The sequence below is a fragment of the Frigoribacterium sp. VKM Ac-2530 genome (assembly GCF_015350835.1).
In the GTDB taxonomy this organism is placed as follows: Bacteria; Actinomycetota; Actinomycetes; order Actinomycetales; family Microbacteriaceae; genus Frigoribacterium.
Window position 1 is genome coordinate 106,796 of sequence record NZ_JADKSE010000001.1, and the last position, 25,886, is coordinate 132,681.

22 protein-coding genes are annotated in these 25,886 nt (G+C 73.6%); 13 read left to right on the forward strand and 9 right to left on the reverse strand.

The genetic code is table 11. The annotated features are described in order from the left end of the window. The first annotated feature begins 32 nt into the window (after positions 1-32). From ITJ48_RS00460 to ITJ48_RS00475, 4 genes are all read left to right on the forward strand, one after another. Positions 33-1,475 carry an aminobutyraldehyde dehydrogenase gene (locus tag ITJ48_RS00460; RefSeq protein WP_194612000.1) on the forward strand — a complete coding sequence of 481 codons (1,443 nt, stop codon included), beginning with the start codon at positions 33-35 and terminating at the stop codon, positions 1,473-1,475. A 73-nt stretch (positions 1,476-1,548) separates the two neighbouring features. Beyond that, on the forward strand, positions 1,549-2,982 hold the full coding sequence (locus ITJ48_RS00465; RefSeq protein WP_194612001.1) for an NAD(P)/FAD-dependent oxidoreductase: 1,434 nt from the start codon (positions 1,549-1,551) through the stop codon (positions 2,980-2,982). A 5-nt stretch (positions 2,983-2,987) separates the two neighbouring features. Then, the gene (locus tag ITJ48_RS00470; RefSeq protein ID WP_370544706.1) at positions 2,988-3,923 is read left to right on the forward strand and encodes a universal stress protein; all 936 of its coding nucleotides are present in this window, start codon (positions 2,988-2,990) and stop codon (positions 3,921-3,923) included. Continuing rightward, on the forward strand, positions 3,920-5,473 hold the full coding sequence (locus ITJ48_RS00475) for an APC family permease (protein WP_194612003.1): 1,554 nt from the start codon (positions 3,920-3,922) through the stop codon (positions 5,471-5,473). Before ITJ48_RS00470 ends, ITJ48_RS00475 begins: the two co-directional genes overlap by 4 nt. A 37-nt stretch (positions 5,474-5,510) precedes the next feature. On the opposite strand, the gene ITJ48_RS00480 is transcribed toward ITJ48_RS00475, so the two are convergent. Continuing rightward, positions 5,511-6,179, reverse strand: coding sequence for a TetR/AcrR family transcriptional regulator (locus ITJ48_RS00480; RefSeq protein ID WP_228506172.1), 669 nt, complete (start codon positions 6,177-6,179; stop codon positions 5,511-5,513). A 120-nt stretch (positions 6,180-6,299) separates the two neighbouring features. Here ITJ48_RS00480 and ITJ48_RS00485 point away from each other — a divergent pair, with 120 nt between their 5' ends. The 5 genes from ITJ48_RS00485 to ITJ48_RS00505 all read left to right on the forward strand — a co-directional run bounded on the left by ITJ48_RS00485 (position 6,300) and on the right by ITJ48_RS00505 (position 13,460). Further along, a complete protein-coding gene (locus ITJ48_RS00485; protein WP_194612004.1) occupies positions 6,300-7,640 on the forward strand; it encodes an ABC transporter substrate-binding protein in 1,341 nt (446 codons plus the stop codon). Beyond that, a complete protein-coding gene (locus tag ITJ48_RS00490) occupies positions 7,637-8,629 on the forward strand; it encodes a carbohydrate ABC transporter permease (RefSeq protein WP_228506173.1) in 993 nt (330 codons plus the stop codon). The genes ITJ48_RS00485 and ITJ48_RS00490 overlap by 4 nt, the downstream gene beginning before the upstream one ends. After that, positions 8,626-9,630, forward strand: a complete 1,005-nt coding sequence (locus ITJ48_RS00495; RefSeq protein ID WP_194612005.1) for a carbohydrate ABC transporter permease — start codon at positions 8,626-8,628, stop codon at positions 9,628-9,630. Before ITJ48_RS00490 ends, ITJ48_RS00495 begins: the two co-directional genes overlap by 4 nt. Before the next feature lie 47 nt (positions 9,631-9,677). Continuing rightward, complete coding sequence (locus ITJ48_RS00500) at positions 9,678-12,875, forward strand: glycoside hydrolase family 2 TIM barrel-domain containing protein (protein ID WP_194613256.1); 3,198 nt, start codon at positions 9,678-9,680, stop codon at positions 12,873-12,875. A gap of 135 nt (positions 12,876-13,010) precedes the next feature. Next, entirely contained in the window at positions 13,011-13,460 is a 450-nt protein-coding gene (locus ITJ48_RS00505) for a MauE/DoxX family redox-associated membrane protein (RefSeq protein ID WP_194612006.1), read from the forward strand. A 146-nt stretch (positions 13,461-13,606) separates the two neighbouring features. Here ITJ48_RS00505 and ITJ48_RS00510 read toward each other — a convergent pair whose 3' ends face one another. Further along, on the reverse strand, positions 13,607-14,350 hold the full coding sequence (locus ITJ48_RS00510) for a bifunctional 2-polyprenyl-6-hydroxyphenol methylase/3-demethylubiquinol 3-O-methyltransferase UbiG (RefSeq protein WP_194612007.1): 744 nt from the start codon (positions 14,348-14,350) through the stop codon (positions 13,607-13,609). Then, positions 14,347-15,504, reverse strand: a complete 1,158-nt coding sequence (locus tag ITJ48_RS00515; protein ID WP_194612008.1) for an NAD(P)/FAD-dependent oxidoreductase — start codon at positions 15,502-15,504, stop codon at positions 14,347-14,349. Before ITJ48_RS00515 ends, ITJ48_RS00510 begins: the two co-directional genes overlap by 4 nt. An 81-nt stretch (positions 15,505-15,585) precedes the next feature. On the opposite strand from ITJ48_RS00515, the gene ITJ48_RS00520 reads away from it, so the two are divergent. From ITJ48_RS00520 to ITJ48_RS00530, 3 genes are all read left to right on the forward strand, one after another. Further along, positions 15,586-16,233, forward strand: coding sequence for a helix-turn-helix domain-containing protein (locus tag ITJ48_RS00520; RefSeq protein ID WP_194612009.1), 648 nt, complete (start codon positions 15,586-15,588; stop codon positions 16,231-16,233). 330 nt (positions 16,234-16,563) lie between these two features. Beyond that, on the forward strand, positions 16,564-17,766 hold the full coding sequence (locus ITJ48_RS00525) for an OmpA family protein (RefSeq protein ID WP_194612010.1): 1,203 nt from the start codon (positions 16,564-16,566) through the stop codon (positions 17,764-17,766). Further along, the gene (locus tag ITJ48_RS00530) at positions 17,763-19,589 is read left to right on the forward strand and encodes a hypothetical protein (protein WP_194612011.1); all 1,827 of its coding nucleotides are present in this window, start codon (positions 17,763-17,765) and stop codon (positions 19,587-19,589) included. Before ITJ48_RS00525 ends, ITJ48_RS00530 begins: the two co-directional genes overlap by 4 nt. Before the next feature lie 383 nt (positions 19,590-19,972). On the opposite strand, the gene ITJ48_RS00535 is transcribed toward ITJ48_RS00530, so the two are convergent. After that, positions 19,973-20,440: a DIP1984 family protein gene (locus ITJ48_RS00535; RefSeq protein ID WP_194612012.1), complete on the reverse strand. Its 468-nt coding sequence runs from the start codon at positions 20,438-20,440 to the stop codon at positions 19,973-19,975. Positions 20,441-20,541: 101 nt separating this feature from the next. Here ITJ48_RS00535 and ITJ48_RS00540 point away from each other — a divergent pair, with 101 nt between their 5' ends. Further along, on the forward strand, positions 20,542-21,036 hold the full coding sequence (locus tag ITJ48_RS00540) for a DUF427 domain-containing protein (RefSeq protein ID WP_194612013.1): 495 nt from the start codon (positions 20,542-20,544) through the stop codon (positions 21,034-21,036). An 18-nt stretch (positions 21,037-21,054) separates the two neighbouring features. Here the strand turns inward: ITJ48_RS00540 and ITJ48_RS00545 are convergent, their stop codons facing one another. The 5 genes from ITJ48_RS00545 to ITJ48_RS00565 form a co-directional block, all read right to left on the reverse strand. Continuing rightward, positions 21,055-21,651, reverse strand: a complete 597-nt coding sequence (locus ITJ48_RS00545; protein ID WP_194612014.1) for a hypothetical protein — start codon at positions 21,649-21,651, stop codon at positions 21,055-21,057. A 102-nt stretch (positions 21,652-21,753) separates the two neighbouring features. Then, positions 21,754-23,325, reverse strand: a complete 1,572-nt coding sequence (locus tag ITJ48_RS00550; protein ID WP_194612015.1) for an APC family permease — start codon at positions 23,323-23,325, stop codon at positions 21,754-21,756. Positions 23,326-23,496: 171 nt separating this feature from the next. Then, the gene (locus ITJ48_RS00555) at positions 23,497-24,003 is read right to left on the reverse strand and encodes a hypothetical protein (protein WP_194612016.1); all 507 of its coding nucleotides are present in this window, start codon (positions 24,001-24,003) and stop codon (positions 23,497-23,499) included. Between the two features lie 73 nt (positions 24,004-24,076). Continuing rightward, complete coding sequence (locus tag ITJ48_RS00560) at positions 24,077-24,556, reverse strand: heme-degrading domain-containing protein (RefSeq protein WP_123545479.1); 480 nt, start codon at positions 24,554-24,556, stop codon at positions 24,077-24,079. Positions 24,557-24,665: 109 nt separating this feature from the next. After that, positions 24,666-25,886 carry a glycosyltransferase gene (locus ITJ48_RS00565; protein WP_370544707.1) on the reverse strand — a complete coding sequence of 407 codons (1,221 nt, stop codon included), beginning with the start codon at positions 25,884-25,886 and terminating at the stop codon, positions 24,666-24,668.

Sequence of the window (25,886 nt, forward strand, 5' to 3'; positions counted from 1 at the left end):
GCACCAGCACCGAGCACCACCGAGAGGACACCATGGCGACCCTGCAGAACTTCGTCGACGGCCGGCACGTCGTCGCCCACGGCACCGCGACGATCGACGTGGTCTCGCCCGTCACCGAGCAGGTCGTCGCCGTCTCGCCCGTGAGCGACGCGGCCGACGTCGACGCGGCGGTGCAGGCCGCGGCCCGGGCGTTCCCCGGCTGGAGCCGCAGCACGCCGTCGGTGCGCCAGGCCGCGCTGCTCGCGCTCGCCGACGCCCTCGACGCGCACAGCGACGAGCTCGTCGAGGCGCAGCACCGCGACACGGGGCAGCCGAAGGCGATCATCGCCGCGGAGGAGGTCGCGGTCGGCGCCGACCAGGTGCGCTTCTTCGCCGGGGCCGCCCGCCGGCTCGACGGCATCGCCTCGGGGGAGTACCTCGACGGGCTCACCTCGTCGGTGCGCCGCGAGCCCATCGGCGTCGTCGCGCAGGTCACGCCGTGGAACTACCCCCTGATGATGGCGATCTGGAAGATCGCCCCTGCCCTCGCCGCGGGCAACACGATCGTGCTGAAGCCGAGCGACACGACGCCGGAGTCGACGCTCGTGCTCGCCTCCCTGACGAAGGGGATCCTGCCGGACGGCGTGCTCAACGTCGTGCTCGGCGACGCGAGCACGGGCCGGGCCCTCGTCGAGCACCCCGTGCCCGGGCTCGTCGCCATCACGGGCTCCGTGCGGGCCGGCGTCGCGGTTGCGACCTCCGCCGCCGACCGCGTGGCCCGGGTGCACCTCGAGCTCGGCGGCAAGGCGCCCGCCGTCGTGTTCCCCGACGTCGACGTCGACGTGGTGGCCCCCCAGATCGCGGAGGCGGCCTTCTTCAACGCCGGCCAGGACTGCACCGCGGTCACCCGCGTCCTCGTGCACGAGTCGATCCACGACGACCTCGTCGCCGCCCTGGTGCGCGCCGCGGAGGCGACGACGACCGGTCCCGACGCCGGGGAGGGCGCCTCCTACGGGCCCCTCAACAACGCGCGGCACTTCGCCGCGGTCCAGGCCGTCGTCGACTCGCTGCCCCCGCACGCGACCGTGGCGACGGGCGGGCACCGCGTCGGCGCGACTGGCTTCCACTTCGCGCCGACGATCGTCACGGGCGTGCGGCAGGACGACGACGTCGTGCAGGCCGAGGTGTTCGGCCCGGTCCTCACCGTGCAGTCGTTCGGCACGGCCGACGAGGCGCTCGAGCTGGCCAACGGCGTGCCCTACGCCCTGGCCTCGAGCGTCTGGACCGACAGCCACACCATGGCCGAGCGCTTCGCCCGCGACCTCGACTTCGGCTGCGTCTGGATCAACACGCACATCCCGCTCGCCGCCGAGATGCCGCACGGCGGCTTCAAGCGCTCCGGCTACGGCAAGGACCTCAGCGCCTACGGCCTCGAGGACTACACCCGGGTCAAGCACGTGATGAGCGCGCACGCCTCGCCGCGCGCCTCGTCCTGACCGCCCCGGCCGAGCCCGACCCCACACTCACCCGGCACCACCCGGTGCCCGCACCAGCGACGGAGACCACCCCATGACCGACACCACCACCTGCGACGTCGTCGTCATCGGCGCGGGGGCCAGCGGCCTGACCGCGGCCGCCGACCTGCGCGCGGCGGGCCTCGACGTGGTCGTGCTCGAGGCACGTGACCGCGTCGGCGGCCGGCTGCGCACCGAGACGATCGACGGGGCGATGCTCGAGCTCGGCGGCCAGTGGGTGTCGCCCGACCAGACGGCCCTGATCGCCACGCTCGGCGAGCTCGGCCTCGAGACGTACTCCCGGTGGCGCGAGGGCGAGAGCGTCTACGTCTCGGCCGACGGTACGGCGTCGCGCTTCACGGGCGACATCTTCCCTGCCTCCGAGCACACGCAGGCCGAGATCGAGCGGCTCATCGTCGTGATGGACGAGCTCGTCGCCGAGACCGACGTCGCCGCACCGTGGGAGCACCCACGCGCCGCCGAGCTCGACCACGTCTCGTTCTCGGCCTGGCTCGAGCAGCAGAGCGACGACGCGGAGGCGCGGGCCAACATCGCGCTCTTCATCGCCGACGCGATGCTCACGAAGCCCGCCCACTCGTTCTCGCTGCTCCAGGCGCTGCAGATGGCGTCGAGCGCCGGCAGCTTCAGCAACCTCGTCGACGCCGACTTCATCCTCGACAAGCGCGTCGTGGGCGGCCTGCAGCGGGTGCCGCTGACGCTCGCGGAGCAGCTCGGCGACGCCGTGCGCCTCGGCCAGCCGGTCGAGACGCTCGAGTGGTCGGCCGACGGGGTCGTCGCGTCGACGCCCGAGCTGCGCGTGGCGGCCCGCTGGGCCGTCGTCGCCGTGCCGCCCAACCTCTACTCGCGCATCGAGTACCTGCCCGCTCTGCCCGCCCTGCGCCAGCAGTGGCACCAGCACGTCTCGCTCGGCCTCGTCATCAAGGTGCACGCCGTCTACGAGACGCCGTTCTGGCGCGACGCCGGTCTCTCGGGCACGGCGTTCAGCCCCTACCAGGTGGTGCACGAGGCGTACGACAACTCGAACCACGACGACCCGCGGGGCACCCTGGTCGGCTTCGTGAGCGACGAGAAGGCCGACCGCCTCCTCGCCCTGCCCGCCGACGAGCGACGCGCGGCGATCCTCGCGTCGCTGGCCTCGTACTACGGCGAGCAGGCGACCGAGCCGGTCGTGTACTTCGAGAGCGACTGGGCCAGCGACGAGTGGACGGGCGGCGCGTACGCGACGAGCTTCGACCTCGGCGGCCTCTCGCGCTGGGGCCACGACCAGCGCGTGCCCGTCGGGCCGATCCGGTTCTCGTCGAGCGACATCGCGGCGGAGGGGTTCCAGCACGTCGACGGCGCGATCCGCGTCGGTCACGACGTCGCGGCCGAGATCCTCGCCGAGCGGGACGCACACGCCGACGCGTCCGAGCAGGCCGCGTCCGCGGGCCAGCCCGAGCACGCCGACGCCGGAGCGGCCGTCTCGTGAGGAGCGTGGTCGTCGGGTACCTGGACACCCCCGCGGGGCACGACGCCCTGGCCCTCGGCACGGCCCTCGCGCACACGCTCGGCGTGCGCCTCGACCTCGTGATGGTCCTGCACGACCAGGGCCGCGCCTCCCTCGTCCCCACCGCCCCCAGCTACGAGCGGCACCTCGACGACCTCGCCGAGGGCTGGCTGCAGGAGGCGGCGGCCGAGGTCCCGGCCGGCGTCACGTCCACGACGCACCTGGTCAGGGCGGAGACCTTCGCGGAGGGCCTGGTCGCGGCCGCCGCCGACCTCGAGGCCGACGCGATCGTGATCGGCGCCGGAAAGGAGGGCACCCTCGGCCGGCTGCACCTCGGCAGCGTCGGGGGAGTCCTCGTGCACTCCGCGCCCGTGCCCGTGGCGATCGCGCCCGCCGGGTTCGCCGAGCGCGGCGTCCGCAGCTTCGGCAGCGTGACGGCCGCCGTCGGCACCCGGGCCGGTGCCCGCGCGGTCGTCGACACCGCGGTGGCCACGGCCGCCGCCGCCCGCGTCCCGCTGAGGCTCGTCTCGCTCGTGCCGCTCGATTCCGTCGGGGACGGCGAGCGCCGCGACCGCGACGAGCGTGAGCGCGCCCTGAACGACGAGGCGCGAGAGCACGCGGAGCGGATGCGCGACATCGCCCTCGACGGCGTCCCCGCCGACCTCGACGTCACGGTCGAGATCGCTCCGGGCCCGAGGATCGCCGACGCGATCGACGCCCTCACCTGGAGCGACGACGAGCTCGCCCTCGTCGGCTCGAGTCGTCTCGCCCAGCCCCGTCGGCTGTTCCTCGGGAGCGTCGCCGCGAAGATCGTGCGCGGCGTCCCCGTCCCCCTCGTGGTGGTTCCTCGTGACCACGATGCCCGCACGACCTGGACCGGCGTCGCCCCGGGCGGCGCCCACCCCGAAGGGACCACCCCGTGAGCATCCTCAAGAAGTCCGGCGTCGCCGCCGACCAGACCCTGTCGTCCAAGGGCCTCAGCGCCGGCAGCGTCGGCCTGATCGGCGCCGTCGTCATCGGCATCTCGTGCATCGCGCCCGCCTACACGCTGACAGGGGCGCTCGGCCCGACCATCGCGCAGGTCGGCACGCACCTGCCCGCGATCTTCCTGGTCGGGTTCATCCCGATGCTGCTCGTCGCGTTCGGCTACCGCGAGCTGAACAGCGCGATGCCCGACAGCGGCACCTCGTTCACCTGGGGCGTCCGCGCCTTCGGCCCGTGGGTCGGCTGGATGGCCGGCTGGGGCCTGGTGGTGGCGACGATCGTGGTGCTGAGCAACCTCGCGGGGATCGCCGTCGACTTCTTCTACCTGCTGCTCGGGCAGGTGTTCTCGGATCCGTCGATCGCCGACCTGGCGGCGAACCCGCTGATCAACGTCGTCACCTGTCTGGCCTTCATGGCCGGGGCGACCGTCATCTCGTACCGCGACATGCAGACCACCCAGAAGGTGCAGTACTGGCTCGTCGGGTTCCAGCTGCTCGTGCTGGTCGGCTTCGCGATCGTCGCCTTCGTCCGGGTCGGCGGAGGCTCGGCGTTCGACGCGACGGCCATCTCGCTCGACTGGTTCAACCCGCTGACCGTGCCGACCTTCTCGGCCTTCGCCGCGGGGCTCTCGCTGTCGATCTTCATCTTCTGGGGCTGGGACGTCACCCTGACGATGTCCGAGGAGACGAGCGGCTCGCGGACGACCCCCGGCCGCGCCGCCACCCTCACCGTCGTCATCATCGTGCTCGTGTACCTGCTCGTCTCCCTCGCCTCCATGACGTTCGCCGGCCTCGGCGACGAGGGGGTCGGGCTCGGCAACCCCGACATCCAGGGCAACGCGTTCTCGGCGCTCGCCGGGCCCGTGCTCGGGCCGCTCGCGATCCTCATGTCGCTGGCGGTGCTGAGCAGCTCCGCCGCCTCCCTCCAGTCGACCTTCGTGTCGCCGGCGCGCACCCTGCTCGCCATGGGGCACTACGGTGCGCTGTCGCCGAAGTTCGCCCGGGTCTCGCCGCGCTTCTTCACCCCCGGGTACGCGACCCTCGCCTCCGCGGTCGTCGCGAGCGTCTTCTACGCGGTGATGCGCTTCATCAGCGAGGACGTCCTCTGGGACACGATCACGACCCTCGGCATGATGATCTGCTTCTACTACGGGCTCACGGCCTTCGCGTGCGTCTGGTACTTCCGGCACCAGTGGCGCACCGGGGCCCGCAACCTGTTCTTCCAGATCGTCGCTCCCGGCGTCGGCGGGCTCATCCTCGCCGTGCTCTTCGTCACCACGCTGATCGACAGCATGGACCCCGACTACGGCAGCGGCTCGCAGATCGGCGGGGTCGGGCTGGTGTTCCTGCTCGGCGTCACGATCCTGGTGGGCGGCGTCGTGGTGATGCTGGTCAACGCCCGGCTGCGTCCCGCGTTCTTCCGCGGCGAGGGGCTCCGGGCCGGCGTCGCCGGCGACGAGCGCGAGGGGCAGGCCGCGCTCCCCGAGTGACCCCGGCCCGTCCACACCGTCAGGTCGGTCAGGTAGGTCAGGCCGAAGGAGGCGCGGGCTCGGCCTCTTCATCGGCCGCGGCCGGCAGGATCACCAGGTCGAGGTAGTCGCGCAGCAGCCGCGGCACGTCGACCTCGTCCGGGGCGAGCAGCCACTGCAGCTGCACGCCGTCCCACAGCCCGACGAGCCCGGCGGCAGCGCGGTCGGGGTCCACGCCCTCGCGCAGCCGGCCGACCTCGGCCAGGGCGCGGAAGTCCGCGCCGTAGTCCCGTCGCAGGCCGGCGAGCCGCTCCGTGACGTAGCGGCGGCCGGGGTTGCCCTCCGTCACCGCCTCGCCCGACAGCACCGTGTAGAGGCCGATGAGCCCGGGCACGCCCTCGTTGTACCGCGCCTGGCGCTCGACGTCGCCCGCGAGCTGCACGCCGTCCCCCCGCACGAACTCGCCGCTCGACATCTGGTCGCGGCGGCGGAGCACCTCGAGCAGCAGGTCGCTCTTCGACGGGAAGTAGTGCAGCAGGCTCGTCTGGCTCATGCCCACCACGTCGGCGACGCGCTGCAGCGAGCCGCCCTGGTACCCGTGGGCGGTGAACACCTCGAACGCCGCCTCGACGATGGCGGACCGCCGCTCGGCGGACTTCGCGTACGGGCCGCGTCGGCCGCCGCGGGCACCGCGGCCACGGGTCGTCACGGGAGCGCCTTCGGTCATGACCGGGAGCCTACGACGACCCGCGCCTCCTCGGTGCGCATCCGGGTCTCAAATTCGAGCGACCACTCGAAAAACCGTGTTACGGTCGGTCTCGTCCCGTCCACAACGAAGTGAGTCCTGATGAGTCCTCTCAGTCGTCGGCAGCTGCTGAGCCTCGGCCTCGGCGCGTCCGCCGCCGCCGTCCTCGCCGGCTGCGCCACGCCCGGCACGACCTCGGTCAACACCCTGCCGACCATCCCGCCGGCCGCCGGCAAGGTCCGCCTCGAGTACTGGGCCTGGCTCAAGGGCCTCGACCAGGTGACCGACCTCTACAACAAGAGCCAGGACCGCGTCCAGGTCGAGACCGTCTTCATCCCCGGCGGCAACGCGGGCGGGTACCAGAAGCTCTACTCGGCGCTCGCCGCGGGAGCCGGGCCCGACATCGCCCAGGTCGAGATGCGCTCGTTGCCCGAGTTCCTGCTCGCCAACGGCGTCGTCGACCTCAAGCGCTACGGCGCCGAGAAGTACGAGGAGCTCTACGACCCCACGCTCTGGAACCAGGTGAGCTACACGGGCGGCATCTACGCCGTGCCGCAGGACAGCGGCCCGATGGGCATGTTCTACCAGCCTGCCGTCTTCGACCAGGTCGGCGCGGCCGTGCCCGCGACCTGGGACGAGTGGGCGGCCGTCGGCTCCGAGCTCAAGGGCGCCGGCGTGCTGATGGACTCGTTCCCGCTCGCCGACGCCTCGCTCTTCGCCGCCTACGCGACGCAGGCCGGCGCCTCCTGGTTCACCGCGGAGGACGACGGCTGGGTCATCGACATGACCGACGACGCCACCCTCAAGGTCGCGGCGTTCTTCGACAAGGCGATCGACGACGGCATCGTCACGACCGCGTACGGCGCCTACACGCCGGCCTGGTTCTCGGCCGCCGCGGACGGCAAGATCGCCTCCGTCGTGACCGGCTCCTGGGGCGACGCCCTGATCCAGGGCGTCAGCGGTGCCGAGGGCAAGTGGCGCGTCGCGTCCATGCCGACGTGGGAGGGCACGGGCTACGCCTCGAGCTTCCTCGGCGGCTCGACCGCCGCCATCCTCGCGAACAGCCAGCACCCGCAGGAGGCGCTCGAGTTCGCCGTCTGGATGACCACCACCCCTGAGGGCGTCAACGCCCTGATCGAGTTCTGCGGCATCGGCTGGTCGCCGGCCGTGGACGTGGTCGGCACGCTCCGCGAGAAGCCGAGCGCCTTCTTCAGCGGCCAGAACTACAACCAGGAGGTGTTCGTGCCCGCCACGGAGGAGTCCAGCCAGAACCAGGACTGGAGCTGGTGGCCCGTCACGCAGCAGTCGTTCAACATCCTCAGCGACGGCTTCCGCGGCAAGGCCTCCGGCGGCACGCTCGTCGACGCCGTCGCGCAGGCCGAGAAGGACATCATCTCGGTGATGCAGAACAAGGGCCTGTCGATCCGCAAGGCGAGCGCATGAGCGCCGGGATGGAGACGCGGTCCGAGACGGCAGCGGCGACGGACGCCACGGCGCCCGGCCTGGGTCGCGACGGAGGCGGCGACGCCACCCGCAGGAAGAGCGCGTCGTCCGGCGCCGTCAAGCGAGCCCCCTGGGTGCTGCTCTTCCCGTTCCTCGCGCTGTTCGCGCTGACCTTCATCGTCCCGATCCTCATGGCGCTCGTGTCGAGCTTCACGAAGGTGACCCGCGGCGGCCTCTTCGGCGAGGCCGGCGTCGTCACCGAGTTCGCCGGCTTCGACAACTACGCCCAGGTGATCGGCGACCCGAACTTCGTCGCCTCGATCGGCCGGATGTTCCTCTTCGGCATCGTCCAGGTGCCGGTCATGCTGATCCTCTGCACGGTGCTCGCGCTGCTGCTCGAGTCGGCGTCGGCCAAGTGGCCGGGCGTGTTCCGTGCCGCGTACTTCCTGCCGTACGGCGTGCCCGGCGTCATCGCGACCATCCTCTGGTCGTTCCTCTACGTGCCGGGACTCAGCCCGATCATCGACGTGGCCGAGGTCGTCGGCGTCTCGCCCGACTTCCTCGGCGCGAACACCGTGCTCTGGTCGATCGCCAACATCGTCACGTGGAGCTACACCGGCTACAACATGCTGATCATCATCGCGCAGCTGAAGTCGATCCCGGTCGAGCTGTACGAGGCCGCCAAGGTCGACGGGGCCTCCGCCCTGCGGGTCGCGACGAGCATCCAGCTGCCGCTGATCCGCCCGGCCCTGCTGCTCACCGCCGTGTTCTCGATCATCGGCACCCTGCAGCTCTTCGCCGAGGCCCAGGTGCTGCAGCGCGTCGCACCGGCCATCGACAGCCAGTACACGCCGAACCTCAGCGCCTACACGACGGCGTTCGCCTACAACGACTACAACGTCGCCGCGGCTCAGTCCGTGCTGATCGCGCTCGTCGCGTTCACGCTGTCGATCGTGTTCCTCACCATCACGAACAGGAAGTCCGCATGAGCCCCCGTGCCTCGGGCTCCGCGACGAGCGCGACGAGCGCCTCGGTCGCCGAGCAGCCCACCGACACCGAGTCCATCGTCACGGCCGGCCAGGGCAGGAGGCGCGGCGAGGGTCGAGCCGCCGCCCGCCGGTCGGCGAACAGCGGGCCGGACAGGTCCGCGGGCCGCAGCCGCGCCTCCACCATCATCGTCACGGCCGTGCTGGTCGTCGTCGCGCTGTACTTCCTCATCCCGGTCTACTGGGTCGTGGTCGCCGCGACGAAGACCACCGGCGACCTCTTCGGCACCTTCGGCTTCTGGTTCGCCCCGACCTTCGCCCTGTGGGACAACCTCGGCCAGGTGCTCACCTACGGCGACGGGATCTTCCTGCGCTGGCTCGGCAACTCGGTGCTCTACGCCGGGGTCGGCGCCCTGATCGCGACGTACTTCGCCGCGGCCGGCGGCTACGCCCTCGCCAAGTACGAGTTCCGCGGGCGCAACGCCGTCTTCGGCACGATCCTCGGCGGCGTGCTGGTTCCCGGCACGGCCACGGCGCTGCCCCTGTTCCTGCTGTTCAGCCAGATGGGCCTCGCCAACACCTACTGGAGCGTCCTGCTGCCGTCGCTGGTGTCGCCCTTCGGCCTCTTCCTCTGCCGGATCTACGCCCAGGCGACCGTCGACACGTCGCTGATGGAGGCCGCCCGCCTCGACGGCGCGAGCGAGCTGCGCATCTTCCACACGCTGGGACTGCGCATCCTCACGCCCGCCCTGGTGACGGTGTTCCTGTTCCAGCTCGTCGGCATCTGGAACAACTACTTCCTGCCCCTCGTGATGCTGAGCGACGTCGACAAGTTCCCCGTCACGCTCGGCCTCAACAACTGGCTCAGCCAGACCGACCGGCTGCCCGAGTTCTACCAGCTGACGACCGGCGGCGTGCTGCTGTCGATCATCCCGCTGGTCATCGCCATGGTCGTCCTCCAGCGCTTCTGGCGCGGCGGCCTCACGGAAGGATCCGTCAAGTGACGACCCCCGCCTCCTCGTCCGCCGGCTCCTCGACCCCCAGCTCGGAGATCCTCGCGTCGCCGAGCTCGGCGGCACCGGCGCCCGGCGACTACCTCGCCGACACCGGTCCCGGCACGGGCCGCCGCAGCCCCGCCCGGTCGTGGCTGCACACCGACGCGCCGACCCTGTCGCTCGACGGCGAGTGGGCCTTCCGTCTGCTGCCCGGCGCACCCGGCACCCCCGGGGGCCGCGGCGTGCTGCCCGAGGGCGAGCCCGTCGACGGCGTGGGCGACCCCGCCCTCGACGACTCGTCGTGGCAGTCGATCGCCGTGCCGTCGCACTGGGTGCTGACCGGAGACGGCGAGCGGGGCGCGCCGATCTACACGAACGTGCAGTTCCCCTTCCCGACCGAGCCGCCCTTCGTGCCCGACGCGAACCCGAGCGGCGACCACCGCCGCCGCTTCGACCTGCCGGCCTCGTTCGACGGCGCCGAGCGGGTGCTGCTCCGCTTCGACGGCGTCGAGTCGCGCTACGTGGTCTGGGTCAACGGCGTTCACGTCGGAGTCGGCGTCGGCAGCCGTCTCGCGCAAGAATTCGACGTCACCGACGCCGTGCGCCCCGGCGAGAACGTCGTCGCGGTGCGCGTGCACCAGTGGTCCGCCTCGAGCTACGTCGAGGACCAGGACCAGTGGTGGCTGCCCGGCATCTTCCGCAGCGTCACGCTGCAGGCCCGCCCGGTCGGCGGCCTCGACGACGTCTGGCTGCGCACCTCCTGGCACGGCACGGCAGGCGAGACCGTGGGAGGCGCGACGATCGTCCCCGAGGTCACGGCCGGCCCGGACGCGTTCCCGGTCACCCTCGCGGTGCCCGAGGTCGGCGTGGACGTGACCTGGGCCACGGCTGCCGACGTCGCGCCCGTCGAGCTGGCGGAGGGCGTCGAGCCGTGGTCGGCCGAGACGCCCCGGCTCTACGACGCCACGGTGTCGAGCGCGCTCGGCGCCGAGGTCGTCAGCCTCCGGCTCGGCTTCCGCACCGTGCGGATCGACGGCGACCTGTTCACCGTCAACGGCCGCCGCGTCGTGTTCCACGGCGTCAACCGGCACGAGACCCACCCCGACCGCGGCCGCGTCTTCGACGAGGAGTGGGCGCGCCGCGACCTGCTGCAGATGAAGCGGTTCAACGTCAACGCGATCCGCACGTCGCACTACCCGCCGCACCCGCGCCTCCTCGACCTCGCGGACGAGCTCGGCTTCTGGGTCGTGCTCGAGTGCGACCTCGAGACGCACGGCTTCGAGCGCGACGCCTGGACCGAGAACCCCAGCGACGACGCCGCCTGGCACGACGCCTACGTCGACCGGATGGTGCGCACGGTCGAGCGCGACAAGAACCACCCGTCGATCGTGATGTGGTCGCTCGGCAACGAGGCCGGCACGGGCCGCAACCTCGCGGCGATGGCCGCGTGGACGCACGCCCGCGACACCGGTCGCCCCGTGCACTACGAGGGCGACTACACCGGCGCCTACACCGACGTCTACTCGCGGATGTACTCGTTCGTCGACGAGACGCGCGCCATCGGCAGCGGCGACGAGTCGGTGCAGCTGCTCGGCTGCACGCCCGCCGAGGCGGCGCGCCAGCGGTCGAAGCCGTTCCTGCTCTGCGAGTACGTGCACGCGATGGGCAACGGCCCGGGCGCGATCGACGAGTACGAGGCGCTGGTCGACGAGTTCCCGCGGCTGCACGGCGGCTTCGTCTGGGAGTGGCGCGACCACGGCCTGCGGCACCGCACCGCCGACGGCACCGAGTTCTTCGCCTACGGCGGCGACTTCGGCGAGGTCGTGCACGACTCGAACTTCGTGATGGACGGGATGGTCCTCAGCGACGACACCCCGTCGTCCGGCCTGTACGAGTGGGCGCAGGTCGTCGCGCCGATCCGCGTGTCGCTGGCCGCAGGCGAGGACCTCGGCCTGACCGACGCCCAGAGCGCCGACGAGGGCGCCGAGGCGCTCGTGACCGTCGCGAACCTGCGGCACTCGGCCGACGCCTCCGACGTGGTCGTCCGGCTCACGGTCGAGCACGACGGCGAGGAGGCGCTGGTCGCCGACCTCCCCGTGGCCGGCGTCGGCGACGACGCCCTCGCCGCGGGGGAGACGGTCGTCCTGGCCGTCCCCGGCCTGCCGGTCGCGTCCTCGGGCGAGACCTGGGCGACGGTGCGGGTCGTGACCGCCGCCGACGCCGAGTGGGCGCCCGCGGGGCACGTGCTCGCGACCGCCCAGCTCGACCTCACGCCTGCCGCGGCGGTGCGACGCACGCCGTCGACGCTGCGACCCGGCGTGCCCGGTGCCGCCGCCGACCGACTGGCGGGCGCCTCCTCCGCTCGGCTCGACCTCGGGCCGGCGTCGTTCGTCGACGGGCGTCTCGTCTCGCTGGCCGGTCGTCCCGTCGACGGGCCGCGGCTCGAGCTCTGGCGCGCGCCCACCGACAACGACCAGGGGCGCGGCTGGGTGCCGCGCGACCGTGACGTCGACGTGATGCGCGACCGGCACCGCGCCGACCAGTACCTGCTGGCGGAGCTGCCGAGCGCCGAGACGACCTGGCTGCGGCTCGGGCTCGACCGCATGACGCCGCGTGTGGAGCAGATCACGGCGACGGAGTCGCAGGTGCACGTCCGCACCCGCTGGGCCGCGGCCGACGCCCGCCAGGCCGTGACCGTCGACGAGCGCTGGTCGCTCGACGGCGGCGAGCTCTGGCTGGCGCTCGACCTCGTGCCGACGGCCGGCTGGGACACCTCCTGGCCCCGCGTGGGAGTCCGCCTCGACCTGCCGACCGACGTCGCCACCGCGTCGTGGTTCGGCACGGGGCCGCACGAGTCGTACCCGGACAGCCGCCACGCCGCCGTTGTCGGGCGCTACACGGCGGCCGTCGACGACCTCGTCGTCGACTACGCCCGCCCGCAGGAGAGCGGCCACCGCAGCGACCTGCGGAGCCTCGACCTGACCGGCGCCGACGGCCGCGACTGGCTGCGGGTCGACGCCGTCGGCGACGAGCTCGGCCGGCTGCCCGGCTTCACGCTGCGCCGCCACACCGCGCAGCAGGTCGACGCCGCCCGCCACCCGCACGAGCTGCCCGAGCCGGACCACACCTACCTGTGGCTCGACGCGGCGCAGAACGGGCTCGGCTCGCGGGCCTGCGGGCCCGACGTGTCGGCGCCGCACGTGCTGCGGCCGTCGGCTCGGTCGATGCGGCTGCGGCTCACCGCGCTCGGCTAGGGGGCCGCCCGGCCCGGGCCCCGGCCGTGGCTCAGCTCCGTCCGGGCCCGCCGAGTGGTCAGTCCTGGTCATCCGTGCAGCACGGAACGACCGGAACCGACCACTCGGCGCCCCCGGCAGGAGCAGACTGGTCGGATGTCGAAGCGCACCACAGCCCGTCCCACATCCGTCCCGCGGACCGTCGCCCGCCTCCTGCTGGGAGCCGTGCTCGTCTTCGCGGGTGCCAGCCACCTCAGCTTCGCGCGCGACGACTTCCAGGCGCAGGTGCCCGAGTGGCTGCCGATCGACGACGACGCGGTCGTGCTCGCGTCGGGCGTCGTCGAGATCGCGCTCGGCAGCTCGCTGATCGCGCTCGGTCGCTGGCGAGTCGCCGTCGGGCTCGTCGCGGCGGCGTTCTTCGTCGCGATCTTCCCGGGGAACATCTCGCAGCTCGTGACCCGGACGAGTGCCTTCGGCCTCGACACCGACGCCAAGCGCTGGCTGCGCCTCCCGTTCCAGCCGCTGCTCGTGTTCGTCGCGCTCTGGTCGACGGGCGCCTGGCGCGACCGCCGCGTCGTGCTCGACCGCCTGCGCCGCCGCCGCTGAACCTGGCGTCTCCCGCCCCTCCTTCCGCGCTGTTCTCTCGCAAATGCCGACCGCGGGCCCTCCAATCGTGGGAAATGCGAGTGCTGTGCTGCCCAGATCTGGCTTCCGGTCGGCATGTGCGGGGCCGGAGGCGGCGGGGCAGCGGACTAGGAGGCGCGGGTCGCCTTGACGACCACGTCGCGCACCGTGGTGGTCCCGCCGTCCGTCGCGGGGACCTGCCGCGCGCGCGACTCGGCCACCTCGACGGTCCAGCCGTCGTCCGGGACGGCCGCGAGCACGTCGTCGATCGTGAACATCAGCTCCTCCTTGCCGTGCCGACCGGCCCCCGCGGCCAGGTCGGACAGGTCGTGGCCGACGACGAGCAGGGTCCCGCCGGGTGCCACCGCCTCCGTAAGCGACCGGAACAGCGCGGCGCGCACCGGGTCGGCGAGGTGCATGAACTGCGACGACACGAGGTCGACCGACCCCGGTGCGGGAGCCCACTCCGCGAGGTCGTGCTGCTCCCAGGTGATCCGGGCAGCCGCCTCCGCGTCGACGTCGGCCGCCCGGGTCGCCGCCTTGTCGAGCGCGGCCTGCGCGATGTCGATCGCGGTCACCTGCCAGCCGCGGCCCGCGAGCCAGATCGCGTCGCCGCCCTCGCCGCTGCCGACGTCGAGCACACGACCCGGCTCGAGCCCGCTCACCTCGTCGACGAGGACGGGGTTCGGGCGCCCGCTCCACTGCAGGCCGGGGGCCGAGTAGCGGTCCTCCCAGTAGTCGCGGCCCCACTCCTCCGAGGCGTGCTGCCCGTGCTGGTCCCCGCCGTGCTCGTGTCCATGCTCGTCCTCGCGCCCGTGGCCGTGCTCCGGTCGGTCCTCGTCGTGCGGGTGCTGCCCGGTCGTCTGCGTCATCGTCGTGCTCCCTCGAGTCCGTGCCGGCGGTCGCCGAGCACCCTGGTCGTGTTCTCCGCCTCGGCGCGGACGCCGAACGGCCGGCGTCGCTCCTCCACGGCGAGGTCGGTGTCCTCGGTGATGAGGTCCATGTTGACGGCGACGGCGATCCCCACGCCGGAGGCGGCGGCCGTGACCACCTGCATCCGCGCGTCGGCGACGTTGCCGGCCAGGTACAGCCCGGGCACGGTCGTCGCCCCCGTCAGCGGGTCCGAGGCGATCACGGTCCCCAGCCCCATCGGGTGCGGCTCGTGCACCAGGCCGAGCGGCTCGAGCAGGTCGCCGTTCGGGCGCACCGCCGCCGCGACGGCGAGCGCGTCGACGGGCACCACGGGCGCCCCGTCGACGACGACGCCCGTCAGCGCGTCGCCCTCGACCCGCAGCGACCGGACGCGACCTGTCACGACCTGCACGCCGCGGGCGGCCAGCCGTTCCCACTCGTCGTCGGTCGGCTCGGGCGCCTCGTGCACGAAGAGCGTCACGCGGTCGCTCCACTGCCGGAACATCATCGCCTGGTGCACGGCGAACGGGGTCGTGCCGAGCACGCCGATCACCTGGTCGCGGATCTCCCAGCCGTGGCAGTACGGGCAGTGCACGACGTCGCGGCCCCAGCGCTCGGCGAGCCCGTCCACGTCGGGCAGCTCGTCCGTGAGGCCGGTCGTCACGACGACGCGTCGGGCCCGGACGACGCGCTCGTCGTCGCCCTGCGTCGTGAGCGAGACGGTGAACGAGGAGGCGCCTCCTGCGCTGGCCCCCGCGGTCGACGTCCAGGCGTCGGCCGAGGCGTCGACAGGGTCGCTGTCGCTCCGCTCCAGCCGCGTCACGGTCCCGTCGACGACCTCGCCGCCGACCTGCTCCACCTCGGCGCGGCCGAGCCGCGTCAGCTCGCCGGGGGCGATGCCGTCCCGGGTGAGGAAGCCGTGCACGGCCGCGGCGGGGGCGTTGCGCGGCTCGCCGGCGTCGACGACGAGCACGCGACGGCGGGCGCGGGCGAGGGTGAGGCCGGCGCTGAGGCCGGCGGCGCCGCCGCCGACGACGACCACGTCGTAGGTCGCCGCGGTCGTCGCGGTCGTGGTGGCGAGCGGGCGGGGTGGGTGCTGCGGGGCGTTCGTCATGGTGGATGACCTCCTGGGACCATGCTCGACCGGCACCTCCTCGATCTGCAAGCTCTGTTGCCGATGTGGCAAGATCGCGGCATGGTTCATGATCCTGCTCGTCCTCACGGCCCTCTCGGCGGGTCCGACGCCGGAGCCGACGCCTCGACCGACGACGTGCTCGCGGCCGTCGGCCCTCGGCTGCGCGCGCTGCGGGCGACGAGCGGCCGTACCCTCGCCCAGCTCGCCGAGACGACGGGCATCTCGGTGAGCACCCTCTCGCGGCTCGAGTCGGGCCAGCGACGTCCCGCGCTCGAGCTGCTGCTGCCGCTCGCCCGCGCCCACGGCGTCCCGCTCGACGAGCTCGTCGGCGCACCCGAGACCGGCGACCCGCGGATCCACCTGCGGCCCGTGACGATGCACGGCCAGACGATCGTCCCGCTGTCGCGCGGCGGGGGAGGCCTGCAGGCGTTCAAGCACCTCATCGAGGCCGACGTGCCGCCGGGCGAGCCGGACCCCCGCGTGCACGAGGGCTACGAGTGGCTCTACGTGCTGCGCGGGCGGCTGCGGCTCGTGCTCGGCGAGCACGACCTCGTGCTGCCCGCAGGGGAGGCCGCGGAGTTCGACACGCGCACGCCGCACTGGTTCGGCCGGGTCGGGCCCGGAGCCGTCGAGTTCCTCAGCCTCTTCGGCCGCCAGGGCGAGCGCATGCACGTGCGGGCCGCCCCGCCCGGCCGCCTCGGCGCCTGACCCGCCCCGCACGCGCTTCACGTCTCCCGAGGGCGGGTCTTCTGCATCGAGGGCGGGTCGCCGCCCCTCTCGCCGAGAGGGCACGCGCGCGGTCGACTTGCCCCGGATCGTCGGTCAGCGGGCGTGCGGGCAGCCGTTCGGGGCAAGTCGACGGTGTGGACGTCGGCCTGGCCGGCCGTCGCGACCTGAGGAGGAGCCCGGTTCATCCCGGAGGAGGGGCCCGGTCATCCCTGGGCAGGCTGCGGCGGGGCACGGCCCGTTCCTACGCTCGAGGTCCGGACGTTCGTCGTCCCCGAGCGGGCCTGCCCCGCGCGATCCAGAGGACCCGCCATGACCCCACGACCCTCCGCCTCCCCGCGGCCCGCGAGCCGTCCCCGCCGATCCGCCCTGCGCGCGGTCGCCGCCACGGCAGCCGCAGCCCTCGCGCTCACGGCCCTCGCCGGCTGCACCCTCGAGTCGCCCGAGCCGCTCGTCCTCGGCTTCACGGCCACGTCCGCCGAGCCGCTGCCCTCGCTCGGGGCCGGAGCCGCCGACGCCGTCTCCGCCCACGCGCTCGCGGCGCACCAGCCCGCCGAGGGCAGCGTCGACGTCGTCGTGCAGGGCACGTCGTCCGCGTCGGCCCACGACCTGACCCCGATGCTGACCGCCGACCGCGTGCAGCAGGTCCCCGACAAGAGGGAGGCGGCGGTCGCCGACGCCCTGGACGAGCTCGGCTCGGACGTGGCCGGCCTCACCGCCGGCGACGAGGGCCTCGACCTGCTCTCGGTGCTCGCCTCCGCGGCGGCCCTGCACGACGGCGGCTCGATCGTCGTCGTGTCGAGCGGCGTGCAGACCGCGGACCCCCTCGACCTCCGACAGCTCGGCTGGTCGTTCGACCCGGCGGCGGTCGCCTCGACCCTCGCCGACCAGGGCGCCCTGCCCGACCTGGGCGGGCACGCCGTCACCTTCGTCGGGCTCGGCCGCACGGCCGGCTCGCAGCCCGCGCCGTCGATCTCGTCCACGAGCCGCCTGTCCGAGCTCTGGCTCGCGATCTGCGACGCCGCCGGGGCGACGAGCTGCGCCGACGGGGGAGCGGGCGCGTCCCAGGAGGCGCCCGTCGCCTCCTCGGCGGTGCCCGTCGTGCCCGTGACGAGCGACGCGACGCCGTGCACGGCTCCGCTCGTGCTCTCGGCAGCCGTGCTCTTCGGCGGCGACTCCGCCGCCCTCGGGTCGACCGCGGACACGGCCCTGCAGGGCGTCGCCGACGAGCTCGGCCGCTGCCCGTCCGGGGTCGCGGCCGACGTCGTGGGCCACGCCGCCGACACCCGCGCCGGCGTCGTCGACGGCGAGCAGCTCAGCCTCGACCGCGCGCAGGCCGTGCACGACGCCCTCGTGCGCCTCGGCGCCCCCACCGGCACGCTCGGCGACGTCGTCGGCCGCGGCGACGCCGACCCCGTGGTCGACGACCTGCCCGGCGGCGTCTTCGACGACCAGCTCGCGGCGCAGAACCGCCGCGTCGAGATCACCTTCCGCAGTGAGGACACCGCGTCATGACCGACACCCGCCCCGGCTCCCGCCCTGACTCCCGTCCCGACGACCAGGTCACGGAGCGCCTCGACGGCTGGCCGGACGCGCAGGTCACCGAGCGCCTCGACAGCTGGCCCGATGCTCAGGTCACCGAGCGTCTCGACGGCCGGCCCGACGCGCACGTCACCGAACGGCTCGACGGCTGGCCCGACGGGCAGGTGACCGAGCGCCTCGACGGCTGGCCCGACGGGCAGGTCACCGAGCCCCTGCCCGGCCGGACGGGCCCCCGCCCGACGGATCGACTGGACGCCTGGCGGGAGGCCCGCGTGCGGGACCGCCTCACCGGTCGGCCCGACCACGACCCGACCGGGCGGAGCGCCGCCCCGACCCGAGTCGTCCCGGCGACCTCCGCTGCGCCGACGGTGCTCGAGGCGACCGCTGCTGCCCCGACCGCTGTCGTCCCACCTGCTGCCCCGCCGGCAGTCGCCCCTCCGGCTGCTGCCGTCCCGCCTGCTGCCGTCCCGACCGCTTCCGTGCCGCCAGCCTCCGTCCCTGCTGCCGTCGCCCCGAGCTCATCCGCCTCGACCTCGCCGGCGGCGACGGCGCCCGCCCCGCTCACGGCTCCCCGCCCGGCCGGCACGCTCCCGCGGGCCCGCGCCGTCGAGGCGATCCCCGCCGGCGACCTCGTCCTCTCGCTCGTCGGCGTCGGTCCGATCCCGGCACGGCACGTCGCCACGGCCCCGCGCCTGCACGACGAGCGCCTGCGCGCCGACCTGCCCGAGGGCGTGGACGACCACACCCCGTTGGAGGCGGCGTTCCGGCTCCGCACCGAGGTCGCGGCCGAGCGGTGGCTGGCCCGTCGCACGCGGCAGGTGCTCGACCCTGCGGCGCGCCGCCTCACCGCGCACAGCTCCCGGCACCGCGAGGTGCTCCGACGCCTCGACCGCTCGGGCGACGAGCCCCTCCTCGACACGACGGGCCGTACGGTGACCCGGGACGAGGCCCGGGCGACCGCCGACCGGCTGTCCGTGGCCATCGAGGCGTCGCTCGACTCGGGCTCGGAGAAGCACCGCACCGAGTCGCGGGCCCGCAAGCTCCTCCTGCTGTTCTTCGTGCTCGCCGACTTCGCGCTGTTCGCCTACTTCATGTCCCGCGTGCTCAACGTCGACGTGTTCATGCCGGCGACCGACCCGATCGCCTTCACGACGTCGATCGTGTTCGCGCTGCTCTTCACCCTCGGCGTCGCCTACGCACTGCACCACTTCGGGCACGCGCACCGGGTGCACAAGGACGACTCCGGCGAGGTCGTGGTGCCCGACGGCGCGGTGCAGCTCCGCCTGCAGCTCGTCTACGTGCACGTGCTGACCGTGCTGCCCGGCGTGCTGATCGGCGTGCGGATCGTCGACGACGCCCTGGTCTCGGGGGCGCCCCTGCCCCTGGCGCTGCTGTTGGGCGTCGCGATCGGCGTGGTCATGGCCGGCATCGGGCACCTGATCTACCGCACGGAGCTGCGCGACGGCACGAGCGCGACCGACCGCCTCCTGCACCTCGGGCGGCACCTGCGGAAGGCCCACCGACGCGACCGGAAGCTGCACCTCGAGCTCGACCGGCTCGAGCGACGCATCGCGGTCGTCTCGGCCCGTGCGGAACGCGCCGCCGCCCGGATCGAGCAGACCGGCGATCGCCGGGCGAACCGCGGCCCGAGCACCCGCACCCTGCGCTACACGCGGTCGCTCGCCGGCACGGTGCACGTGGGGGCGGCCCTGCCGGTCGTCCGGCCGGCCCGCGGCGGCCTCGACGAGGCGCTCGGCCAGATCCGGGCGCCGCGCGTCACCGACCTCGCCGACTGACCCGCGCCCACGCCCGCGCCCGCGAGGCGGCATCCGACGTGGATGAGGACGGCAAAGGGACGTCGCAGACGGGGGCCCCGGCCCACCACGTCCCTTTCCGTGCACGACGCTGTCGTCGTGCGGCGACGCCCGCGCGAGGAGACGCCTGACAGCACACGGACGACACTGCGCGGAGAGGTCCCCGATCCCGCCCTCGACGTCGCCCGGCCAGCACACGGTGATGAGACGTCGTCGATGAGACGTCACCTGTGCGGCGTGCAGGGCTGCATCATGCGGGGATGGCGCTGCCCTCGCGCCGACAGGGGCCGGGTTGACCGCCGGCCACGGCTCGTGCTCGCTCCGGGAGGCGTCTACCGACTCTCCGCGCGCGGTGGTGCCTCGTCTCAGGTCGTGAGGTCCGCCTCCCAGTTGCTGCGCTGGATCTCGACGTCGAGCTCGCGCAGCTCGCGGGCCGTGTCGTCGGCTCGTCGGCGCAGCTCGGCGACGGGCAGCGCCGCGAACTGTCGCAGCTCGCTGCGCAGCTGACGGAACCCGCCGCCGCCGGCGCCCTGGGCCGCGTCGGCCGCGCTCGACAGGAGGCCGTGCCGCGCCCGGAGCGTCTCGCGGCGGGCCAGGGCGGCGGTCATGGTGCGACCGTCGGCGAGCAGCACGGAGGCGTTCGTCAGGTTGACCGCGAGGACCAGCTCCTCGAGGCGGTCAAGCGACCGCGACACCTCGTCGACGAGGGCCGCGGCGTCCTCGGCGGGCTCCTCGCCCTCCTGGTAGCGGGCGTTCTGGCGGATCCGCTCCTGCGCCTGCGCGATCCGTCGCTGCAGGTCGGCACGGGTCATGAGGGCCTCGGCGAGCTTCATGCCGCCATCCTGCCAGGCGCCGGCGCCGCGGGCACCGCCGCCGGTCGCGCAGGAGGCGGAGGCACGGTCGGTCGTCCAGCCGCCGGGAGCAGGATGGCTCCATGAGAGCGAAGCGCGTCGAGCCCGGGCCCGGCCAGGAATCCGTCTGGGACTACCCGAGGCCGCCCCGCGTCGAGGCGCGCCCCGAGCGCGTCGTCGTCCGGCTCGGCGGCGAGGTCGTCGCCGACACCACGAGCGCCTACCGCGTCCTCGAGACCAGCCACCCGCCGGTCTGGTACGTGCCCCGCGAGGCGTTCGTCGACGGCGCCCTGTCGGCGGGCGAGGGCCGGAGCATGTGCGAGTTCAAGGGGACGGCGCGCTACCTCGACGTCCGGGGCGGCGGGACCACCGCCTCCTCGGCCGGCTGGACCTACCCGAGCCCCTGGCCCGGCTACGAGATGCTCGCCGACCACGTCGCGCTGTACCCGAGCCGGTTCGACTCGTGCGAGGTCGACGGCGAGGTCGTCGAGGCACAGGACGGCGACTTCTACGGCGGCTGGATCACGTCGCGCGTCGTCGGTCCGTTCAAGGGAGCCCCCGGCACCCTCGGCTGGTAGCCGCGCCGAGGCGTCGCGCTACGGCGCGGGGCTCGCGGTCAGCGCCGCCACGACCGTCTCGGCGTCGTCGAACCACTTCGTGTAGTGGTCGGGATCCGCGTTGACCTGCACCGCGTGCGCGGCCTGGGTCGGCGTCAGATCCTTCCAGCCGGGCATCCGCACCAGCTTCGTGAAGAAGCTCGTCGCCGCCGTGTACGGGTCCATGCGCTGCTCGTAGGTGCCCCACTGGCCGTTGTCCCGCTGCTGGAACAGCCCCCGGCTGTCCGGACCGACCTCATCGCCGTGGTCGATGTTGCGGAGGCTCGACTCGCCCATCGCGGTCATCACCCCGATCGCCTGGGTGTGGGTGCCGATGCCCTGGGCCTTCGCCGCCTCCATGATCCAGGCGGCGTTGATCAGCCTGTCCTGGCAGTAGCCCGCGATCGGCCCGGCGGGCACGCTGATCGTGCCGACCACGACGGGCTCGACGTCGGGGCAGGTGACGCCCACGGCGACCGGCTCGGACGGCTCGTCCGGTGTGCGGGCCAGCGACGCCACGACCATCACGAGCGCCACGACGAGGGCGACGACCCCGCCGCAGAACACGACGGAGGCGGCGATCACGAGACGGCGCACGGCGGGCTCCCGGGGCGGTGACGGGGTCGGACGGGGTGGACCCGACCGAATATAGGGCCCTGTCCTGGACGATCCCGGCAGGCATCCTGCACGTCACCTCGGTCAGCGGGCGGGCGGCACCGCCTCGGGGTCGCCCGCGTCGCCGGTCGACGCGACCCGCGCCTCCTCGGCTCGGGCGCCGCCGCCGGCTCCCCGATCGACGCCTCCTCCGCCGCCGCGTCCGCGCCGCGAGATCATCGTGACGACCCACAGGACGACCCCGATCGCCAGCAGGATGCCGGCGATCTGGTACTGCTCGCCGCCCCGGCCGGACGAGAACGGCAGCACCAGCCAGAGGCAGGCGACGACGCCGACGACGGGCAGCACGCGCCCGGCCCGGAAGTGGTGCCGGCCGACGTCGTCGCGGCGCAGCACGAGCACGGTGACGTTGACGATCGCGAACACGACGAGCAGCAGCAGCGACGTCGTGCCGCCGAGCACGGCGACGACGGGCGACTCCGGGCTGAGCGACACGTAGCCGATCAGCAACAGCGAGAGCGCCGTCGTGAAGACGATCGACGCCCACGGGGTCTGGCGGGTGCGGTGCACCCTCGACAGGAACCCGGGCAGCACGCCCTGCTTGCTCATGCCGTAGAGCAGCCGGCTCGCCATCATCATGTTGATCAGCGCGCTGTTGGCGACGGCGAACATCGAGATGAACGGCAGCAGCTGACCTATCGGGAACCCGGGAGCCGCCGTGTTCACCACCGTGACGAGCGGGGTCTCGTTGTCGGCGAGCTCGCCGATCGGCACGACGGCGACGGCGCAGATCGAGACGAGCACGTAGACGACGGCGGTGATGCCGAGGCCCGTGAGCATGGTGCGCGGGAAGATCCGGCTCGGGTCCTTGGTCTCCTCCGCCATGTTGACGCTGTCCTCGAAGCCGACCATCGCGAAGAAGGCCAGCGAGGTGGCCGTGCTCACGCTGAGCAGCAGCGACTTGTCGCCGGGCGTCTCGAAGATCGTGACGCGCGACAGGTCGGCGTCGCCGCCCGCGATGGCATAGAAGCCGATCATGATGACCATCACGAGGCCGGACAGCTCGACCAGGGTCAGTACGACGTTGGCCTTGACGCTCTCGCTGACGCCGCGGAAGTTGACGAGCATCACCAGCAGCATGAAGCCCATCGCGATGCCCATCACGGCGATGTTCGGCAGCTCGAGCCCGACGCCGACGGCGAGGTTCGCGGCGAACGCCCGTGAGGCGGTGGAGGCGCTGGTGATCCCCGAGCACATCACCACGAAGCAGACGAGGAACGTCACGAAGTGGACCCCGAACGCCTTGTGCACGTAGAGGGCGGCGCCGGCGGTCTGCGGGTACTTGGTGACGAGCTCGAGGTACGAGAAGGCCGTCACGAGCGCGACGCCGAACGCGATCAGGAACGGGAGCCAGGCGGCCCCGCCGACCTCGGCGGCGACCTGGCCGGTCAGCGCGTAGACGCCCGTGCCGAGGATGTCGCCGACGATGAAGAGCAGCAGCAGCTTCGGCCCGATGACCCGCTTCAGCTCTGTCCCCTCCTCCCCGTCGGGGGCAGCGCCGGAGGCGGCGGTCGGCTGGTCGGGAGGAGTGGTGGTCGTCGACACGAGGGCCTCCTGGGGCGCATCGGTGCTGCACGGGTCCGGTTGACGGACCATCCTGCTCCGCCCCGCGGCCCAGGTCACCTGCTGCGATCGACTTTGCAGGCCGTGCAGCGTTCGCCCGCGCGCTCGAGGAGCCCGGTCGACCATGTGACGCGCCGGGGGCATCGACGGGTGCAGGACACCCTCGACGCGTCACTTCCCTCAGGGGAGCCCCGAGGGGGCGGCCTAGACGAACTCGGACCGGTCGGCCAGGTAGGCGCGCAGCTCGCGCACCTCGTCGGGGCCGCGGCCCCAGCGCACGTGCACGACCCCGTCGCGCAGCACGAGCGGGTCGGATGCCCCGCTCCGCAGCGAGTCGGCGTCGAGCGGCAGCGGGACGTGCTCGAAGTTGACGACCTCGCCCTCGGTGAACTTCTTCGAGGCGGCCCGGCGGGCGTCGCGGCGCTCCTCGACCGAGGCGGAGAGGCCCTGCTCCTTCTTCGGCTCGGTCGCGCGGGTGATCCGGCCGGTGGCCCAGACCTCGCCGCCACGGCCGAGCAGCAGGACCCCGAGCCGCCAGGCCCGCCCGGCGGGCTGCATCGACGCCGAGGTGTGCACGAGCAGCAGCTTCCGCGAGGCCTTCACCGTGGCCAGCGCCTCGTCGCGGGCGTGCCGGGCGCCCAGCTCGGCGGCGGTCGCGCGGAGGAGGCGCGCGAGGGAGTCGGCAGCCGTGACGGCCTCGTCGTCGGTCACCGCGCCTCCTCGGGGGTCTGTCGGGTCGTGCTGTGTCGTGGGGTGCTTGTGGGTCGCGGGCCTGCCCGGCGGGTCAGCTGTCGTAGCCGTGGTCGAGGAAGTCCTCGACGAGCTCGACGACGAGCGCGTGGTCGTCGGCCTGGGGCAGGCCCGAGACGCCGACGGAGCCGACCATGCCGACGCCGCGGACGATCACGGGGAACACCCCGCCGTGCGCCGCGTAGAGCGCGGTCTCGAGCCGGGACTTCTCGTCGAAGGTCGAGCCGTCCACCCGGAACTGCTCGCCGACCCGCCACGAGCTCTTCCCGTAGCGCTCGACGACGCGGGCCTTGCGGTCGAGCCACTCGTCGTTGTCGAGGGAGGTGCCGGGCAGCGCCGCGTGGAACACCCGCTGGCGGCCCTTGAGCACGGCGATCGTGACGGGCAGGCCGCGCCGGCGAGCACCGGCGAGGACGTGGGCGCCGAGGTCGAGGGCCGTGTCCGTGGTGAACCTGCGGAAGGTGAGGCGCTCCTCCTGCTCGGCGAGGGTGCGCAGCAGCGTGTCGTCGGTCATGGTGCCTCCGGGATGTCAGGTCGAGCGGGCGTCGTCGCCCCGGCCGAGCCTAGACGCGGGCGCTGGGGACGAGATCGGCGCGGCCGCCGGCCCGTCTCGTTCCCGAGGGTCAGCGACGCCCGCCCGCCGCGGCGAGCGCCCGGCAGGGGTCGCTGCCGACGAGCCGGCAGTACACGTCGGACAGCTCGGCGGCCGACAGCGACCACGGGTGCTCGAGAGCGCGCTCGCGGGAGGCGCGTGCCAGTCGCCCCCACAGCTCGCCGTCCCCGAGCAGCCGGGTGACCGTCTCGCCCCAGACGGCGGGGTCGCGTGAGTCGAGCACGACGCCGGTCACGCCGTCGACGACGGACTCGCGGAGGCCCCCCGAGGAGGCGGCGACCACCGGGACCCCGCTGGCCGCGGCCTCGAGGGCGATCAGCCCGTACGTCTCGGAGTGCGACGGCACGAGCACGATCCGGGCCTCGCGGAGCAGGCTCGCGAGGCCCGGGCGGGTCTGCGGGCCGAGGAACCGGACGTCGAGCCCCGACCGGTCGGCGAGCGCGGCCAGGTCGCGCTCGTAGCCGGCGAACTCCGTGGAGGCGCCTCCGGCGATCACGAGCTCGGGTCGCAGCTCGGCGGGCACCGCGGCCACGGCCTCGATGGCGAGGTCCGGGCCCTTGAGCGGCTCCAGCCGGCCGGCGACGACGACGGTGGGGTGCGAGGCCGTCTCGCCCGTAGCGAGAGGGCGGAACAGCTCGGCGTCCACGCCCGGCAGCACGATCGCGACCCGGGCCGGGTCGCCGCCGAGTCGGCTCGTGACGGTCTCGGCCTCGGCGTGGCTGATGGCCACGACGGCGTCGGACTCCCGGGCGAGCATCGCCTCGCCGGCGAGGCGGCCGGGCGACTCGGCGCGTTCGCCGTGCGAGAGGGGAGTGCTGTCGGCGGCGGCGATGGAGTGGAAGCTCTGCACGTGCGGGATCCCGCGCTGCCGCGCGATCGGCAGGGCGGCGACGCCGCTGAACCAGTGGTGGGAGTGGATCACGTCCCAGGGGCCGAGCTCGGCGAGACGCTCGCGGAACTCGTCGACGAACTCCTCGTGGCGGCCCTTCGGCACGGCCTCGACGGGCCCCGCGGCGAGGAACCGGAGCACGACGCCGGGCGACAGCTCGACGGTCTCGGGCTCGTCGGGGGAGGACCGCCGAGTGAGGATCTCGACCTCGTGGCCCGCCGCGCCGAGCGCCTCCGCCTGGTTGCGCACGACGACGTTCATGCCCCCGACGTCGCCCGATCCCGGCTCGGCCCCCGGCGAGGTGTGGAGCGAGACGAGCGCGATGCGGAGGGGTGAGGTCAC

Bases quoted from the DNA above. Each gene is read 5' to 3' on its own strand.
- ITJ48_RS00495 (WP_194612005.1), top strand. From the start codon at position 8,626: ATGAGCCCCCGTGCCTCGGGCTCCGCGACGAGCGCGACGAGCGCCTCG.
- ITJ48_RS00480 (WP_228506172.1), bottom strand. From the start codon at position 6,179: ATGACCGAAGGCGCTCCCGTGACGACCCGTGGCCGCGGTGCCCGCGGC.
- ITJ48_RS00560 (WP_123545479.1), bottom strand. From the start codon at position 24,556: ATGACCGACGACACGCTGCTGCGCACCCTCGCCGAGCAGGAGGAGCGC.
- ITJ48_RS00485 (WP_194612004.1), top strand. From the start codon at position 6,300: ATGAGTCCTCTCAGTCGTCGGCAGCTGCTGAGCCTCGGCCTCGGCGCG.
- ITJ48_RS00460 (WP_194612000.1), top strand. From the start codon at position 33: ATGGCGACCCTGCAGAACTTCGTCGACGGCCGGCACGTCGTCGCCCAC.
- ITJ48_RS00540 (WP_194612013.1), top strand. From the start codon at position 20,542: ATGAGAGCGAAGCGCGTCGAGCCCGGGCCCGGCCAGGAATCCGTCTGG.
- ITJ48_RS00520 (WP_194612009.1), top strand. From the start codon at position 15,586: ATGGTTCATGATCCTGCTCGTCCTCACGGCCCTCTCGGCGGGTCCGAC.
- ITJ48_RS00510 (WP_194612007.1), bottom strand. From the start codon at position 14,350: ATGACGCAGACGACCGGGCAGCACCCGCACGACGAGGACCGACCGGAG.
- ITJ48_RS00515 (WP_194612008.1), bottom strand. From the start codon at position 15,504: ATGACGAACGCCCCGCAGCACCCACCCCGCCCGCTCGCCACCACGACC.
- ITJ48_RS00535 (WP_194612012.1), bottom strand. From the start codon at position 20,440: ATGAAGCTCGCCGAGGCCCTCATGACCCGTGCCGACCTGCAGCGACGG.
- ITJ48_RS00490 (WP_228506173.1), top strand. From the start codon at position 7,637: ATGAGCGCCGGGATGGAGACGCGGTCCGAGACGGCAGCGGCGACGGAC.
- ITJ48_RS00550 (WP_194612015.1), bottom strand. From the start codon at position 23,325: ATGGTCCGTCAACCGGACCCGTGCAGCACCGATGCGCCCCAGGAGGCC.
- ITJ48_RS00505 (WP_194612006.1), top strand. From the start codon at position 13,011: ATGTCGAAGCGCACCACAGCCCGTCCCACATCCGTCCCGCGGACCGTC.
- ITJ48_RS00465 (WP_194612001.1), top strand. From the start codon at position 1,549: ATGACCGACACCACCACCTGCGACGTCGTCGTCATCGGCGCGGGGGCC.
- ITJ48_RS00525 (WP_194612010.1), top strand. From the start codon at position 16,564: ATGACCCCACGACCCTCCGCCTCCCCGCGGCCCGCGAGCCGTCCCCGC.
- ITJ48_RS00530 (WP_194612011.1), top strand. From the start codon at position 17,763: ATGACCGACACCCGCCCCGGCTCCCGCCCTGACTCCCGTCCCGACGAC.